The sequence below is a fragment of the Micromonospora humi genome, assembly GCF_900090105.1.
GTDB lineage: Bacteria > Actinomycetota > Actinomycetes > Mycobacteriales > Micromonosporaceae > Micromonospora > Micromonospora humi.
The window spans coordinates 58623-73065 of record NZ_FMDM01000001.1; the positions used below are offsets into that span (position 1 = coordinate 58623).

Below are 14443 nucleotides of genomic sequence, written 5' to 3' on the forward strand. Positions count from 1 at the left end.
GTGTCCAAGCTGGCGGCCGCGCGGGCCGCGCACCAGACCGCGACGAACCGGTTCGGGAGCACCCAGCTCGCCTGGCTGGTCATCTCGATGGTCGGGATGCTCCCGCTCGCCGCGATGGCGGCGCTGGCCCTGATCGTCCTGGTGGTCGTCATCCTGCTCAGCGGCTCGCAGATGACCTCCTACTCGCCGGACCCGGAGAGCACGCTCGGGCCGGGCGCCGGCGGCAGCGTGCTCACCGAACTCGCCGGCGGCGACGGCCGCGGCGGGTTCCGGGAGTCCGGGGTGCCGGAGCGGGACCTGGTCGCGCCGATCCGGGCCGCCGCCCGGGAGTGCGACCTGCTCACCCCGGTGATCCTCGCGGCGCAGATCGAGTACGCGTCGGACTTCGACGCGGACAAGGAGGGTCAGGAGGGCCGCAAGGGGTTGTCCCAGTTGACCCCCGAGGTGTTCGAGCGCTACGGCGAGGACGACGACGACAGCGGCGAGGCGTCGGCGCTGGACCCGGAGGACTCGATCCACGCCCACGCGCGCTACTTCTGCCACCTGGCCGAGGAGACCCAGCGGATGCTCGACGACAAGACCGTCGTCGGTGACCACCTCACGCTCACGCTGATGGCCTGGGACCAGGGCGTGGAGGCGGTGCGGGAGCAGGGCGGCATGCCGGTCATCCTGATGGACAGTTACCCGTTGCGGGTGCGTGGCCTGTTCGCCCGCTACACCATCGGCGGCACGGAAACGTCCACCACGTCACCGACGGCGGCGCCGTCCCCGTCGCCGTCCACCGGTTCGAGGAAGCGTGTGGTCCCGGACGGCGACGGCGCGCCGCTGACCGGGTCGACGTTCGACACCCTGTTCCCGGGCCGAAACTCCTTCTACACGTACGCCGGGCTCACCGACGCGATGGCGACGTTCCCCGCGTTCGCCGCCACCGGCGACGAGGCGACCCGGCGGCGGGAACTGGCCGCGTTCCTGGCCAACGTCGACCACGAGACCGGCGGCCTGGCGCACGTCGACGAGATCGACCGGGCCGCCTGGGGCACCTACTGCGACGGCGGCCAGCCCTACGGGTGCCCGGCCGGCCGAACCGCCTACCACGGGCGCGGGCCGCTGCAACTGAGCTGGAACTACAACTACCGGGCGGCCGGCGAGGCGCTCGGGCTCGACCTGCTCGGCAACCCCGACCTGGTGGCGACCGACCCGTCGGTGGCGTGGCGGACCGCGCTCTGGTTCTGGATGACCCAGCCCGGCGCGGGCACCACCACCCCGCACGCGGCGATCACCGGGGGCGGTGGCTTCGGCGGGACGATCCGCAGCATCAACGGCGCGCTGGAGTGCGGCGGCGGCAACGGCGGGCTGGTCGGCAAGCGGGTCGACGCGTACCGGCGGATCACCGCCGCGCTCGACGTCGACCCCGGCGACGAGGGGACGCTGACGTGCTGACCGACGAGCCGCCGCGCAAGCCGTTCTTCATCCTCTACCTGGACGGCCCCGAGTACGCCGAGGAGCTGCGCCGGCTGGCCGCCTGGGTGGAGGGCCTGCTGCTGCCGGTCTACGGCGGCGAGGTCACCTCCGGCGCGCCGTGGTGCCCCCGCTGGTGGGAGCACCCGGAGGCGATCGCCTACCTGCACGGGCTCTGGCTCGCCTGGCAGGAGCGGACCTCCCCGAGGGCCACGCCGTCCGACCCGGCGACGTGGCACCAGAACCACCTGTGGCCGACGATGAGCACGCTGCGCGATCCCGCCGGCCCGTTCGCCGGCTGCAAACCCGGCGGGCACCGACCCAAGGACCGCCCCTGGGTCGAGCGCTACGAGGACGGGTGACGGCGGGAGAACCGGCCGAAAGGACGGCGCCCGAGCTAGCGCGAGGGGCGGGGACTTGGTGGGATGGTCGGCATGACCGGAATCGGACCCGTCGCCTGGCCGCCCACGCCGATCCGCACCGAGCGGCTGGTGCTGCGGGCCTCCGAGGCCCGGGACCGGTCGGCGTTCGTCGAGCTGTTGGCGTCGGCGGAGGCGCACGTCTACCTCGGCGGCCCGAGGCCGCGCGACGAGTTGGAGCGGGAGCTGCCCGAGGTGCCCGGGCAGTGGCCGGGGTGTTTCGTGGTCGACCTCGACGGCGCGATGATCGGCCGGGTCCTGCTGCGGCGCTCCGTCGAGCATCATCGTCCGGTGGTGGTGGGCAACGCCGACCTCGGCTACCAGTTCCTGCCGCGGGCGTGGGGCTTCGGGTACGCGACCGAGGCGTGCGCGGCGGCGCTCGACTGGTTCGACCGCGTCCTTCCGGGCGAGCCGGTCATGCTGACCACCCAGTCCGCCAACGCAACCTCCATGCGCCTCGCGGCGAAGCTGGGGTTCACCGAGGTGGAGCGGTTCGACGCCTGGGACGCCGAGCAGTGGCTCGGGGCGCGGCCCCCGTCGACGCCGTCAGCCTGAGCCTGCGGTCAGCCGGTGGGGCCGATCCGCTTGGACAGGTCCACGAAGGACCGCCAGGACGCGGTGTCGACGTGCAGGGTGCCGCCGTCGCGGTCCTTGGTGTCGCGGACCAGTACGACGCCGGGCAGGTTGTCGGCGACCTCCACGCAGGAGCCACCGTTACCGCCGGACCGGGTCGACTTCCGCCACTGAGGGGTGGTCAGTGCCATGACTTCGCCACTTCCTTGATCAGCTTGAGGGACTGCCGGCGGGGGAGCGCCTCGTTGCGCACGATCTCCCACGTCCTGGCGAGCCTAGCAACGTCGGCCGGCGCGTCGACGATCTGCGCGGTGAGCTGGTTGTCGGCGTGGATCACCCGGCTGCCGTCGGGCAGTTCGGCGATGATGAACTGCCCGGCGAGGCCCAGGTACATGCCGGCGTCGACCGGCACCACGTGCACCTGGACGTGCTCCAGCACGGCCAGCTCCACCAGGCGGTCGAACTGCTCCGCCATCAGCCCCGGCGCGTCGAGCACCGGCCGGCGGAGCACCGACTCGTCGACGACGGCGATGAGCTGCGGCGGGCGCGGCCCGGTCAGGATCGACTGCCGGCCGAGTCGGCTCGTGACGATGCGGTCGCACTCCTCCGGGGTGAACCGGCCGCCGGCCAGCGTCGCGCGGGCGTAGCGCTCGGTCTGGAGCAGGCCGGGCAGGTAGGACAGCTCGAACCAGCGCAGCGTGGTCGCCTCCCGTTCCACCTCGATCCCCTCTCGTAGCCACGCCGGATCGGCGTCGAGCGTGGCCAGCGCGCGCAGCATCCGCTCGAACCGCCCGCCGGTCGCGAACCGCTCGTCGATCGCCCGCGTGTACTCCCGGGTCGGCGCGCGCCCTCCGGTCTCCACCGAGCTGACGTGCGACCCCGAGTAGTCGATCCGCCGGCCGAACTCCTCCTGGCTCAGCTCCACCGACGCCCGGAACAGGCGCAGCTCGCCCAGCACGTAGGTCGTCGCGCTCCCCATCGTCTCCCCACCCTCCGCCCGGTCGCCGCCGCAGTGCCGCCCACGGCTGCTCAACCGCCCGCCTGAGCTGCGCGGACGTGCCGAGCATGTGTCGACAGTAGTCGGTTGCTCACCAGACTGTCACCGGCGCGGAGCCCGGTCCACGCCGCCACCCGAGGGAGGTTCCGTGTTCACGACGAGACTGCCGATGCCCGGCCCCGGCCCGGAACCCGACCGCCCGCGCGGCTACGGCACGGCCGTACCGCACACGCCGCTGCGCCCGTCGTGGGCGTGCCGGGCCGACGGCGCGCCGTGGCCCTGCCCGCACGCCCGGCTCGCGCTCAAGGCCGAGTACGACCGCAACCTCGCCGCGCTCACCATCTACCTGGCCGGCCTGCTCTTCGAGGCGATGCGCGACCTCTACCACCTGAACCCGCACGACGGCCCCAGCCCGCAGCAGATGTACCAGCGCTTCCTCGGCTGGAGCCCGTTCCGCCGCCCGATCGTCGAACCGCCGGACTGAACCGGTCAGGCGTCGAGCAGGAGGCGCCGTCGGCCCGCATCTGTGCTATCCACGTGTCATGGCCGACGACCAGCACGTTTCCCCGGCGAGCGCCGACATCCGCGACCACCGACTGATCTACGGCTGCATGGGGCTGGGCGGCGGGTGGGACGCCGAGCCCTACGGCGCGCCGGAGATCGCGGAGGCCGAGGCGGCGGTCGAGGCCGCCCTGGAGATCGGCGTCACCGCGTTCGACCACGCGGACATCTACCGCAACGGCAAATCGGAGGCCGTCTTCGGTGAGGTTCTCGCCCGCGCGCCGGAGCTCCGCTCGCGCGTCGTGCTCCAGTCGAAGTGCGGGATCCACCTGGCCGGCGACGACGGGCCGGGCCGCTACGACCTGCGTGGCGCGCACATCGTGCGCAGCGTCGAGCGGAGCCTGGCCCGGCTGCGGACCGACGTGCTCGACGTCCTGCTGCTGCACCGGCCGGACCCGCTGGCCGACCCGGACGACGTGGCCGAGGCGCTGGGCACGCTGCACCGGCAGGGCCTGGTGCGGCAGTTCGGCGTGTCGAACATGGCGGCGGCGCAGATCGCCCACCTCCAGGCGGCGCTCGACGTGCCGCTGGTCGCCAACCAGTTGGAGATGAGCCTGGCCCGCCGCGACTGGGTCGAGGCCGGCGTGCTGGTGAACACCGCGGAGTCCACCGGGACCGGGTTCCCGCTCGGCACGCTGGAGCACTGCCGGGCGCACCGGATCGGCCTGCAGGCCTGGGGTCCGCTGGCCAAGGGGCGCTTCACCGGCGCCGCGAGGACGCCGGCCGACCGGGAGACGGCCGACCGGGTGGCCGCGCTCGCCGCCGCGAAGGGGACGACCCCGGAGGCGATCGTGCTGTGGTGGCTCCGGCGGCACCCGGCGCGGGTGGCGCCGGTGATCGGCACCGCGAACCCGGACCGCATCCGGGCCTGCGGGGACGCGGTGCGGCGGGAGCCGGAGCTGACCCGCGAGGAGTGGTACGGCCTCTGGGTGGTCGCGCGCGGCGCGCCGCTGCCGTGACGTGCCGGGGGCGGCCCGGTCGGGCCGCCCCCGGAACGCGTGAGGTCAGGCCAGCGAGCAGGTCGCGCCGTTGAGGGTGAAGGAAGCGGGCTTGGCGGTGTTACCGGTGTGGGTGGCCTGGAATCCGATGGTGATCGACCCGTTCGCCGGGATGGCGGCGTTGTAGGCGACGTTGCGGGCCGTCACCTGCCCGGAGGTGGGGGAGTAGGAGGCGTTCCAGCCCGAGGTGATGCTCTGGCCGCCGGGCAGTGCGAACGCCAGGGACCAGCCGTTCAGCGCGGCGGACCCGGTGTTGGTGATGGTGATGTTCTCCGTCAGGCCGGAGTTCCAGGCGTTGACGTCGACGCTCACCCGGCAGGCGCCGGAGGCCGGCGGCGGCGTGGTCGGGGTCGGGGTGGGGGTCGGTGACGTCGTCGGCGAGGTGGTCGGGCTGGGCGAGGTGGTCGGCGGCGTGGTCGGGGTGACCGTGCCGGTCAGGCCGAAGAACGCGAGGGCGACCGCGGCCATGCCGCCGGACGGCAGGCTGTGCCCGGCGCCCTGGATGCTGTACGCCTCGACCTGGACGGTGCCGTTGGCGTCGGCCCAGCGGCGCCGGTTCCAGTTGGCCTGCGGCGTGTCCGTGGAGGTGGGCGTCTGGCTGAGCCCGAACACGTTGGTCCACTGCTCGATCTCCTCCTGGAGCAGCGAGTACGGCACCAGGTTGTCGGCGGTGCCGTGCCAGAGCTGCACCCGGGGGCGGGGGCCGGTGTAGCCGGGGTAGGCCTGGCGGACCGCGTCACCCCACTGCTGCGGCGTGCGGTTCATGCTGCCGCCGGTGCACTGGCTGCTGCCGGGCGGGTAGTCCGCCGCGTTCGCGAAGCAGTTGTACGGCACGCCCATGAACGCCGCGCCGGCCTTGAACACGTCGGGGTAGAGCGCCAGCATGTGGTTGGTCATCATGCCGCCGGACGAGCTGCCGGTGGCGTAGACCCGGTCGGGGTCGGCGCCGTACTGCTGCTGGACGTACCGGACCATCGAGATGATCGACACCGGGTCGCTGCCGCCGCCGCGGCGCTTGGCGGCGTCGGACCACGTGTCGAAGCAGTTGCCGAAGCCGGCCTGCTGCGTCGCGCTCGGATAGATCACGATGTAGCCGTACCGGTCGGCCAGGGAGGCGAACTCGCTGCCGGAGTAGAAGCCGGGGCCGGAGCCGCCGCAGCCGTGCATGGCCACCACGGTCGCCGGCCGGGCCGGGCGGTTGTCCGGGACGTAGACGTGCATGCGCATCCGCCCGGGGTTGTCGCCGAAGCTGGTCACCTCGGTCAGCGAGGCCGCGTAGGCGGGTTGCGTCGCGGGGACCATCAGGCCGGCCGCCGCCAGCGTCGCGGCCAGGGCGAGCAACATCTTGCCTCTGAGTGTCACGGAGACTCCTTCGATCACCTGTGCAGGTTGGGGTCGTCGGTGGTGCGCCCTGCCCGGCTCCGTGTCGGGTAGCAGATAGTGTTCCCGCCGGTCCGGGAAGTGTCAATCGATGAACCACGATGCGTGTCGGGGGACGATCTCCGTCTACAGTCGAGGCACCGTTCCCGAGGCGAGTCCGGAGTGCCCGTGGCCAGCGCGTTCGACATCGAGGAGATCTATCCGGACGAGCCGTCGGTGCGGCTGCCCCGGCGACAGTCCGGTGCCGCGCCGCAGGGCGTCGTCGTGACGCTGATGGCGGACTACACCCTGCGTACCCGCGCGGCGCTGCCGTCCGCCGCCATCGTGGCGTTGCTCGCCGAGACGGGGGTGACCAGCGCCGGCGCGCGGACCGCGATCAGCCGGCTGGCCCGCCGGGGGGTGCTGGAGCGCAGCCGGCAGGGCCGCAACAGCTCCTACCGGCTCAGCCCCGCCGTCGCCACCGACCTCTCCGCCGGCGGGAACTGGATCCTCACCTCCACCACGGCCTCGGCGCCGTGGGACGGGTGCTGGACGGTCATCGCGTTCTCGCTGCCCCAGGAGCACGCCGCGCAGCGGCGGACGCTGCGCGGCCAGCTCCGCTGGCTCGGCTTCGCACCGCTGTACGACGGGCTCTGGGTCTCGCCGTACGAGCTGACCCCGCCGGCCCGCTCGCTGCTGGCCGGGCTGGCGTCCGGCGCGGTCACCGTCTTCCGGGGGCGGCAGGCCGAGCTGGACGCGATCGGGCAGCGCGCGCCGGTCGAGGCCTGGGACGTCGCCGGCATCGCCGGCCGGTACGAGGAGTTCCTGCGCCGGTGGACCCCGCTGGCGTCCCGGACGGATGCCGTCGACGGTCCGACGGCCGTCCGGGCGCGCACCGAGGTGATGGACACCTACCGGCGGTTTCCCACACTCGACCCGCAACTGCCGCGGGAGCTGTTGCCGGCCGGCTGGCCCCGGCAGGCGGCCCGGGACCTGTTCGCGGCCGTCTACGACGGCCTCGCCGACACCGCCGAGCGCCACGTCCGCGCGGTCGTCGCGCGCCACGCCGGCGGCGCGCCGCCGGCCGACGTGCGGGCGCACACCACCGCCGACATGCTCGCCGGGGTACGCGGGGACGGCTGCGGCGCGTCACCGGGCTGACGAGCGCGTCACCGGGCTGACGAGCGCGTCACCTTCCGGTCGCACCGCTCCCTCCGGCGGGGCTCTCCGTGATGCGGTCGAGCCACTCGACCAACAGGTGACGTTCGGCGCCGCTGAGCACCCGCAGGTGCGGTGCGAGAGCGCGGAGCGCGACGGCCGCCGCGCGGGGGCCGTCCGGTGTCCCGGCCGGCGCGTCGGTCAGGATCCGGCCCAGGATGGCGTCGATCATCGCGTCGGCCAGGGCGGGATCCCGTTGCTCCGGCGGGGTCGCCAGCAGGGTCTGGACGGCTCCGACGCCCGCGGCGTGGATGAGGTTGACCGCGTGCGCCTCGGCGACCCGGAGTCGGCCGCCCGCCGCCAGTCGGTGGACCCGGGTCGCCAGGATCTGTCTGCCCGTGCGGGCGGCCGGTGAGCCGGATGCGCGCTCCGGGTCGCTCAGCAGCCGGAACACGGCCGGGTTGGCGAGACCGAACTCGATCTGCCGGCGCCAACTCGTGCGCAGGTCGTCGAGGGGGTCGACGTCGGCTGCCGCGGCCACCGCAGCGGCCTTGTCCGAGACGAACCTGGCCAGCACCCGCTCGGCGACCGCCTCCAGCAGGCCGTCCTTGTCACCGAACAGGCGGTAGATGGTCGGCGCCTGCACGCCGGCGCGCTCCGCGACCCCACGGGTCGTCACGGCGCCGGGCCCGTTCTCGTGCAACAGCGACGCCGCGGCGTCGACGATCGCCGCCCGGGTGTCCGCCCGGCTCCTGACCCCATCGCTCATGAACCAACGATAACACTAACTTGCTATCGGCGATCGCGGGCGTTACGGTGCGATTGTTTTCACTGCTAACGCGAAGGACGAACCAATGATCATCGTGACCGGTGCGACCGGTGCCCTCAACGGCGCGACCGTCGACCACCTGCTCGAACGTCTGCCCGAGAGCGAGATCGTGGTTGCCGTGCGCGACCCCGCGAAGGCGGAGCGGTTCGCGCGGCGAGGCGTCGAGGTCCGGCGCGGCGACTACGCCGACCCGGGTTCCCTGCCGGCGGCGTTCGCCGGCGCCGACCAACTGCTGCTCGTCTCCTCCAACGACCCGGTCGCGGACGTGACCGGCCTGCACCGCGCGGCGATCGAGGCCGCGCTCGCCGCCGGGGTGAAACGGATCGTGTACACCAGCCACCAGGCCGCCGCGCCGGACAACCCGTTCCTCCCCGGACGGAGCCACTTCGCGACCGAGCAGCTCCTGGCCGCCTCCGGGATCGCCTGGACCTCGCTACGCAACGGCTTCTACGCCCACAGTCTCCCGTGGTTCGCCGGGCCGTGGCGCGAGACCGGGGTGATCGCCGTGCCCGGCGACGGACCGGTGTCCTGGACCGCCCGCGAGGACGCCGCCGAGGCGGCCGCCGTGATCCTCACCTCCGACGGCGGGTACGACGGCCCGACGACCCTGACCGCGCCCTCGGCCCCGACCTTCGCCGAGATCGCCGAGATCGCCTCCGAGCTGTCCGGACGCACCATCCGGTACCGACCGACGGACGAGGCGGACTGGCTCGCCGCGCAGCTCGCGGCCGGGCTGCCGGAGCAGCGGACGCGTTTCCTGCTGGGCTTCTACCGGGCCGCGCGGGCCGGCTTCTTCGCCGGTGTCGACCCGCTGCTCGGTGAACTCCTCGGCCGTCGACCTCGCGACGCGCGGGACGCCCTGCGGGCGGCGGCCGGGTCAGACGGCTGACGGCGGTCCTCCTCCCGGACGGAACGGCGCCACGGGCGGTCGTCGCGGTCGGCCCGACGGCGCTCCGCCGGGCCGACCGCCCGTCGGTCCGCTCAGGCCGCCACCGCGTCCGCCTCCGGTCGGGTACGCCGGCCGAGGGCGGCCACCGCGACGAGGATGATCGGCACGAGCGTCAGGTGACACACCGCCAGCGTGGTCTTGCTGGTGGCGTCCAGGTCGGTGGGGAGCGTCATCGCGACGATGGTGAGCACCGCGAGCGCCGGGCCGACGATCGACGCGGCCCGGACGACCCAGTCGAACCGGGGCGCCAGCAGCGCGACCGCGGTCAGCCCGACCAGCAGCGGCAGCGCGCTGAAGGCCGCGACCGTCGCCCCGTTCACCTCGGCCGGCCCGGCCGCGGCGGTGAACCGGAACGTGCCGCCGGCGGCCCGGCCGACCGCGTAGACGACCAGGTTGACGACCACCGCGCCCACGGTGGCCCCGGTGACGACCGCCGCCCGGGACAGGTCAGCCACGCGACCGCTCCCGTCCCTGCTCCCGGACCAGGTAGGCCTCGATCCGGTCGAACGCCCCGGGCATGACCTCGCCGACGAAGAAGTCGCGCAGCTCCGGCGTCGGGAATCCGCTCTGCACCACGGTCATCAGCGTGCCGCCGTCCCGCTCCTCGAACGTGATCTCGATGCGGGTGGTCATCGTGGCGCCGTCGGGACCGCTGCCGGTGGACTCGGTGACGAGCCGGTGCGGGCGGTCGATCTCCAGGAACGTCTGCGTCTCCCGGAACAGCATGTCGGGCGAGGGCCCCCAGACCGCCGTCTGCTGGCCGCCGACCCGCAGGTCCACGTCGATCTCGACGATGCCGGGCTCGGTGTCGAGGATGCCGAACCAGATCTTCTGCTTCTCGGCGTCGGTGTAGGCGTCGAAGACCTCCTCCGGGAGCGCCGGGAGCTGTCGGGTCATCCGCATGTCGATGGTCATGTGTCTCGGTCCTTCGGGTCGGTCCGGTCGGGTCGGAGCGTGAGGTAGGCGTCGAGGCCGTCCAGGCGGCGGGCCCAGAGCCGCTGGTAGAAGGCGATCCAGGCCATCGCGTCGTCGAGCGGGGCGTCGGCCAGGCGGCACTGCCGGGACCGGCCGACCTTCCGCGTCACCACCAGGCCGGCGTTCTCCAGCGCCTGGACGTGCTTCTTCATGCCGGTGAGGCTCATCCCGCTGGGCGCGGTGAGTTCGCTGATCGTGGCCGGGCCCGCGCCGAGTCGGACGAGGATGTCGCGCCGGGTGGGATCGGCCAGGCTGGCGAACACCCGGTTGAGAATCTCTTGCTGAACCACATGGTTCACCTTATGGCACTGAACTCCCGGGTTCAACGTCGACGCGCCGTCCGCCCCGGCCGGGCATCCGGCAGGATGACGCGATGACCTCACCCGACGTGGTCCTGGCCGACCTCCGCACCACCTGGGCGGAGGCGCTCGCCGGCCGGCTGGTCGGTCTCTACCTGCACGGCTCGCTCGTGGCCGGCGACTTCGCGCCCGCGCGCAGCGATCTCGACCTGCTCGCGGTGCCCGACCGCGACCCGGACGAGGCGCTCCTCGACGTGCTCGGCGGGTTGCACACCGGCCTGGACCGTCGGCGTCCGCAGTGGGCCGGCCGGATCGAGGTCGAGTACGTGTCCCTGCACGCCGTCCGGGACGCGGCGCGGGGACACCTCGACCGCGAGCACGTCATCGCCCGGGTGAGCCCCGGTGAGCTGCTGCACCTGCTGCCCGCCACCAGCCACCGCGTCGTCACCTGGTCGTCGGTACGCGACCAGGGGCGTGCGTTGCTCGGCCCGGAGGCCGGCGAGCTGCTGCCGGCGATCGACCCCGACCTCGTCCGCGCGGCCCTGCTCGACCATGTCCGCGACTGGCCGGACTGGGTGGTGGAGATGACCACCCCCGGTGCCCGGTCCTACGCGGTGCTCACCCTGTGCCGGGCCTACCAGCGCCTCCGGTGCGACCGGCAACTCTCCAAGCGGCAGGCCGCCGCCCCGACCGCCGCCGCCTTCCCGCACCGGGCCGACCTCATCGGGTGGGCGCGCGACTGGTGGTACGACGCCGGCCCGGACGGCGATCCCGACCGGGGCGACGACGTGCCGGCGTTCGTGCGCGAGGTGAGTGCCGCCGTCCTGGCCGGCGAGCCCGGTGGCGGGGGTCGGGTCCGCTGATCTGCGACGCCGACACGTCCGGGTGGCGTCGCGTTCCCGCTCGGCCGGGTCGGCGAGGGGCGGGTCAGGTGGGCTGAGCCGCGGTGAGCGCGGCGGCCAGAGCGGGCAGGCGGCCGAAGGCGCGGGCGCCGGCCAGGTGGTCGACGTAGTCGCGGGACTCGACGATCTCGCCGTCCCGGACCCGTACCACGAAGATGCAGGGCAGCGTGAAGGCGCGACCGTCGATCACGCCGGCGTACCGGAACTCGAAGACGACCACCTCGGGGTCCGGTGTCAGGTGCACGCGGTCGTCGACGACGTCGTAGCGCTCCACGCCGGCCGGGCGGCCGCCGGCGCCGAAGTGCTCGCGCAGTGCGGCCCGGCTGCGCAGCGGGGTGCCACCGACCGGGTCGAACGGATGGCACACATCGGTCTCCTCGGCGTAGCAGGCGGCCAGCGCGTCGAGCTGCGCCGTTTCTTCGGCGTCGGTGAGTCCGCCGCGCATGAGGCGACAGACGCCGGCGGCCACGGCACGGACGGTTTCCTCGGGTGTACGCATGACGCTCCTCCAGGCGAAGTCGAGACTCCGGTTAGCCTAACGAAGTCTGGACTTCGGTTAAAGTGGTCGCATGCGCCAGGATGCTCGGGAGAACCGCGAGCGCATTCTCGCCGCCGCCGAACAGGTCTTCGGCACGAAGGGCGAATCCGGCTCCACCGAGGAGGTCGCACGGCTGGCCGGGGTGGGCATCGCGACCGTCTTCCGCCACTTCCCGACCAAGGAGGCGTTGATCGAGGCCGCGTTGGTGAGGCATTTCAGCGGCCTGCTCGACCGCACTCGCCTGGCCGCCGCCGCGCCCGATCCGACGGCGGCCCTTGCCGCGCTGATACGCGAGATGATCGAGCGCGGCGCGAGCAAGCTCACCCTGGCCTCGATGCTGGGTGGCCCCCCGCCTGCCGTCGTCGCCGTGGCGGGGGAACTCAAGGCGGCGGTGGGCGCGGCGTTGCGGCGCGCCCAGGCCGCCGGCGCGGTGCGGCCGGATGTCGACGTGGACGAGATCTACCTGCTGATCCGCGGTCTGGCGCAGACCGCGGCCGCCACGCCGGTGCCCGCACGGCTGCTCCACCGTGCCGTCGACGTCATCCTGGACGGCCTCGCCGCCCGGTAGCCCTGGCTTTCCCTCGACGCACCTCCGGCCCGAAAATCTTCCGAAAGTTTCGGCTGCCGATGTTCCTCGTCATGCGGCTACCCGTGGGATCCGACGGTGTGTGCCGGATGTCGAAGCGCTTCGCATGGGCAGCCAACTGCGTCTATGTCTTCGTGGTGACCCATCCGTGCCAAGAGCGGTTTCCATGATGTTTCCGGAAGTTGTTGACACGATGAACGACCGCCTTCGATACTGACCATCGATTCACCTCTATGACAATCGGCCGCGCGCCAGCCACCACAGGGAGGAAACTCGCCCATGAACGACGCCCCCGTCCGCTCGGGCAGCCGCAGGCGCGGACGCCTCAGGATGCTCCTCGGCGGTGCCTGCGCCGTGGCGCTCGCCGCCGCCGGCACGACCGCGGTCCTGGCGGGTCCGGCCTACGCCGACACGACCGTCACGTCGAACCAGACCGGCACCAACAACGGCTACTTCTTCTCCTTCTGGAAGGACAGTGGCAACGTCTCCATGACCATGGGGAACGGCGGTCAGTACAGCACCCAGTGGAGCGGCATCAACAACTTCGTGGCCGGCAAGGGCTGGAACCCCGGCACCGCCCGCAACGTCACGTACTCCGGCAGCTTCAACCCGTCCGGCAACGCCTACCTCACGTTGTACGGCTGGACCCACAACCCGCTCGTCGAGTACTACATCGTCGACAGCTGGGGCAGCTGGCGCCCGCCGGGCAGCGGCTACATGGGCTCGGTCAGCTCCGACGGCGGCACGTACGACATCTACCGCACCCAGCGGGTCAACGCGCCGTCGATCGAGGGTGACAACAAGACCTTCTACCAGTACTGGAGCGTCCGGCAGTCGAAGCGGGTCGGCGGCACCATCTCCGCGGGCAACCACTTCAGCGCCTGGTCCCGGCTCGGCATGAACCTGGGCAACCACGACTACCAGATCCTGGCCACCGAGGGTTACCAGAGCAGCGGTAACTCCAACATCACGGTGGGCGGCTCCGGCGGCACCACCCCGACCACCCCGCCGCCCAACAACGGCGGCGGCTGCACGGTCAGCGTGAGCCGGGCCGAGGACTGGAGCGACCGGTTCAACACCACGTTCTCGGTCAGCGGCAGCAGCAACTGGACGGTCCGGATCCAGACCCAGGGCGGGCAGAGCCTGCAGAACAGCTGGAACGCGTCGGTCAGCGGCACCAGCGGCACGCTCACCGCCCGGCCCAACGGCAACGGCAACAACTTCGGCATCACGCTCTACAAGAACGGCAACAACACCACGCCGACGGCAACCTGCTCGACCAGCTGAGCAGGCCTTTCCGGGTGGGGGGCGCCGCGATCGCGGCGCCCCCCACGTCCGTGTGTGCCGGCCGACACACCGTGGCGGAAACTTGATTCATTCCAGAAGAGTGGACTAGGGTCGGGGCATGACGTCCGACTTCGAGACCCAGTTGCGGGCGGTCTCGTTGCGCGTGACCCGGCCCCGCCTGGCGGTGCTCGCCGCCCTGCGGGACCATCCGCACGTCGACACCGACACCGTGATCGCGCTGGTCCGGGCGGACCAGCCGACGGTCTCCCACCAGGCGGTCTACGACGTGCTCCGGGCGCTCACCGACGCCGGCCTGGTGCGCCGCATCCAGCCGGCCGGCGCCGTCGCCCGCTACGAGTCCCGGGTGGGGGACAACCACCACCACATCGTCTGCCGCTCGTGCGGCGCGATCGCCGACGTGGAGTGCGCCGTCGGTCACGCCCCCTGCCTCACCGCCTCCGACGACCACGGCTTCGTGGTCGACGAGGCGGAGGTCGTCTACTGGGGCACCTGCCCCGACTGCGCGACCGACCGCACCGCCCACTGATCCGCCAG

At 72.8% G+C, this 14443-nt stretch carries 19 protein-coding genes; 11 read left to right on the top strand and 8 right to left on the bottom strand.

The window, feature by feature from the left end; translation table 11 throughout:
* The 3 genes from GA0070213_RS30990 to GA0070213_RS00290 all read left to right on the top strand — a co-directional run bounded on the left by GA0070213_RS30990 (position 1) and on the right by GA0070213_RS00290 (position 2432).
* Positions 1-1440 carry a glycoside hydrolase family 19 protein gene (locus GA0070213_RS30990; protein ID WP_139128596.1) on the top strand — a complete coding sequence of 480 codons (1440 nt, stop codon included), beginning with the start codon at positions 1-3 and terminating at the stop codon, positions 1438-1440.
* Complete coding sequence (locus GA0070213_RS00285; RefSeq protein WP_091055316.1) at positions 1434-1820, top strand: DUF4913 domain-containing protein; 387 nt, start codon at positions 1434-1436, stop codon at positions 1818-1820. Before GA0070213_RS30990 ends, GA0070213_RS00285 begins: the two co-directional genes overlap by 7 nt.
* Positions 1821-1892: 72 nt before the next feature.
* Positions 1893-2432: a GNAT family N-acetyltransferase gene (locus GA0070213_RS00290; RefSeq protein ID WP_091056566.1), complete on the top strand. Its 540-nt coding sequence runs from the start codon at positions 1893-1895 to the stop codon at positions 2430-2432.
* Positions 2433-2440: 8 nt separating this feature from the next.
* Here GA0070213_RS00290 and GA0070213_RS00295 read toward each other — a convergent pair whose 3' ends face one another.
* A complete protein-coding gene (locus GA0070213_RS00295) occupies positions 2441-2641 on the bottom strand; it encodes a DUF397 domain-containing protein (protein ID WP_425412796.1) in 201 nt (66 codons plus the stop codon).
* The gene (locus GA0070213_RS00300) at positions 2632-3429 is read right to left on the bottom strand and encodes a helix-turn-helix domain-containing protein (protein ID WP_091055319.1); all 798 of its coding nucleotides are present in this window, start codon (positions 3427-3429) and stop codon (positions 2632-2634) included. Before GA0070213_RS00300 ends, GA0070213_RS00295 begins: the two co-directional genes overlap by 10 nt.
* A gap of 187 nt (positions 3430-3616) precedes the next feature.
* Between GA0070213_RS00300 and GA0070213_RS00305 the strand changes: the two genes are divergently transcribed.
* Positions 3617-3931 carry a hypothetical protein gene (locus GA0070213_RS00305; protein ID WP_091055321.1) on the top strand — a complete coding sequence of 105 codons (315 nt, stop codon included), beginning with the start codon at positions 3617-3619 and terminating at the stop codon, positions 3929-3931.
* Positions 3932-3989: 58 nt separating this feature from the next.
* Positions 3990-4967 carry an aldo/keto reductase gene (locus GA0070213_RS00310; protein WP_217628566.1) on the top strand — a complete coding sequence of 326 codons (978 nt, stop codon included), beginning with the start codon at positions 3990-3992 and terminating at the stop codon, positions 4965-4967.
* Positions 4968-5012: 45 nt separating this feature from the next.
* On the opposite strand, the gene GA0070213_RS00315 is transcribed toward GA0070213_RS00310, so the two are convergent.
* Positions 5013-6350 carry an extracellular catalytic domain type 1 short-chain-length polyhydroxyalkanoate depolymerase gene (locus GA0070213_RS00315; RefSeq protein WP_091055323.1) on the bottom strand — a complete coding sequence of 446 codons (1338 nt, stop codon included), beginning with the start codon at positions 6348-6350 and terminating at the stop codon, positions 5013-5015.
* A 204-nt stretch (positions 6351-6554) separates the two neighbouring features.
* Here GA0070213_RS00315 and GA0070213_RS00320 point away from each other — a divergent pair, with 204 nt between their 5' ends.
* Positions 6555-7526 (top strand): PaaX family transcriptional regulator, encoded by a 972-nt coding sequence (locus GA0070213_RS00320; RefSeq protein WP_091056573.1) that lies wholly within the window; start codon positions 6555-6557, stop codon positions 7524-7526.
* A 28-nt stretch (positions 7527-7554) separates the two neighbouring features.
* Here the strand turns inward: GA0070213_RS00320 and GA0070213_RS00325 are convergent, their stop codons facing one another.
* On the bottom strand, positions 7555-8292 hold the full coding sequence (locus GA0070213_RS00325) for a TetR/AcrR family transcriptional regulator (protein ID WP_091055326.1): 738 nt from the start codon (positions 8290-8292) through the stop codon (positions 7555-7557).
* A gap of 85 nt (positions 8293-8377) precedes the next feature.
* On the opposite strand from GA0070213_RS00325, the gene GA0070213_RS00330 reads away from it, so the two are divergent.
* Positions 8378-9241: an SDR family oxidoreductase gene (locus tag GA0070213_RS00330; protein ID WP_091055329.1), complete on the top strand. Its 864-nt coding sequence runs from the start codon at positions 8378-8380 to the stop codon at positions 9239-9241.
* Between the two features lie 92 nt (positions 9242-9333).
* Here GA0070213_RS00330 and GA0070213_RS00335 read toward each other — a convergent pair whose 3' ends face one another.
* Genes GA0070213_RS00335 through GA0070213_RS00345 form a run of 3 tightly spaced genes read right to left on the bottom strand, consistent with a single transcriptional unit; the run spans position 9334 to position 10566 of the window.
* The gene (locus GA0070213_RS00335; protein ID WP_091055331.1) at positions 9334-9756 is read right to left on the bottom strand and encodes a DUF6069 family protein; all 423 of its coding nucleotides are present in this window, start codon (positions 9754-9756) and stop codon (positions 9334-9336) included.
* Positions 9749-10216 carry an SRPBCC family protein gene (locus GA0070213_RS00340; protein WP_091055334.1) on the bottom strand — a complete coding sequence of 156 codons (468 nt, stop codon included), beginning with the start codon at positions 10214-10216 and terminating at the stop codon, positions 9749-9751. Before GA0070213_RS00340 ends, GA0070213_RS00335 begins: the two co-directional genes overlap by 8 nt.
* Positions 10213-10566 (bottom strand): ArsR/SmtB family transcription factor, encoded by a 354-nt coding sequence (locus GA0070213_RS00345; RefSeq protein WP_091055337.1) that lies wholly within the window; start codon positions 10564-10566, stop codon positions 10213-10215. Before GA0070213_RS00345 ends, GA0070213_RS00340 begins: the two co-directional genes overlap by 4 nt.
* A gap of 83 nt (positions 10567-10649) precedes the next feature.
* Between GA0070213_RS00345 and GA0070213_RS00350 the strand changes: the two genes are divergently transcribed.
* Complete coding sequence (locus tag GA0070213_RS00350; RefSeq protein WP_091055339.1) at positions 10650-11438, top strand: nucleotidyltransferase domain-containing protein; 789 nt, start codon at positions 10650-10652, stop codon at positions 11436-11438.
* 64 nt (positions 11439-11502) lie between these two features.
* Here the strand turns inward: GA0070213_RS00350 and GA0070213_RS00355 are convergent, their stop codons facing one another.
* On the bottom strand, positions 11503-11976 hold the full coding sequence (locus tag GA0070213_RS00355) for a nuclear transport factor 2 family protein (RefSeq protein WP_091055341.1): 474 nt from the start codon (positions 11974-11976) through the stop codon (positions 11503-11505).
* Positions 11977-12046: 70 nt separating this feature from the next.
* Between GA0070213_RS00355 and GA0070213_RS00360 the strand changes: the two genes are divergently transcribed.
* The 3 genes from GA0070213_RS00360 (at position 12047) to GA0070213_RS00370 (ending at position 14435) form a co-directional block, all read left to right on the top strand.
* Positions 12047-12583 (top strand): TetR/AcrR family transcriptional regulator, encoded by a 537-nt coding sequence (locus tag GA0070213_RS00360; protein WP_091055344.1) that lies wholly within the window; start codon positions 12047-12049, stop codon positions 12581-12583.
* 297 nt (positions 12584-12880) lie between these two features.
* On the top strand, positions 12881-13888 hold the full coding sequence (locus GA0070213_RS00365; RefSeq protein WP_091055346.1) for a glycoside hydrolase family 11 protein: 1008 nt from the start codon (positions 12881-12883) through the stop codon (positions 13886-13888).
* A 118-nt stretch (positions 13889-14006) separates the two neighbouring features.
* Positions 14007-14435, top strand: a complete 429-nt coding sequence (locus GA0070213_RS00370; RefSeq protein ID WP_091055349.1) for a Fur family transcriptional regulator — start codon at positions 14007-14009, stop codon at positions 14433-14435.
* The last annotated feature ends 8 nt before the right edge of the window (positions 14436-14443 follow it).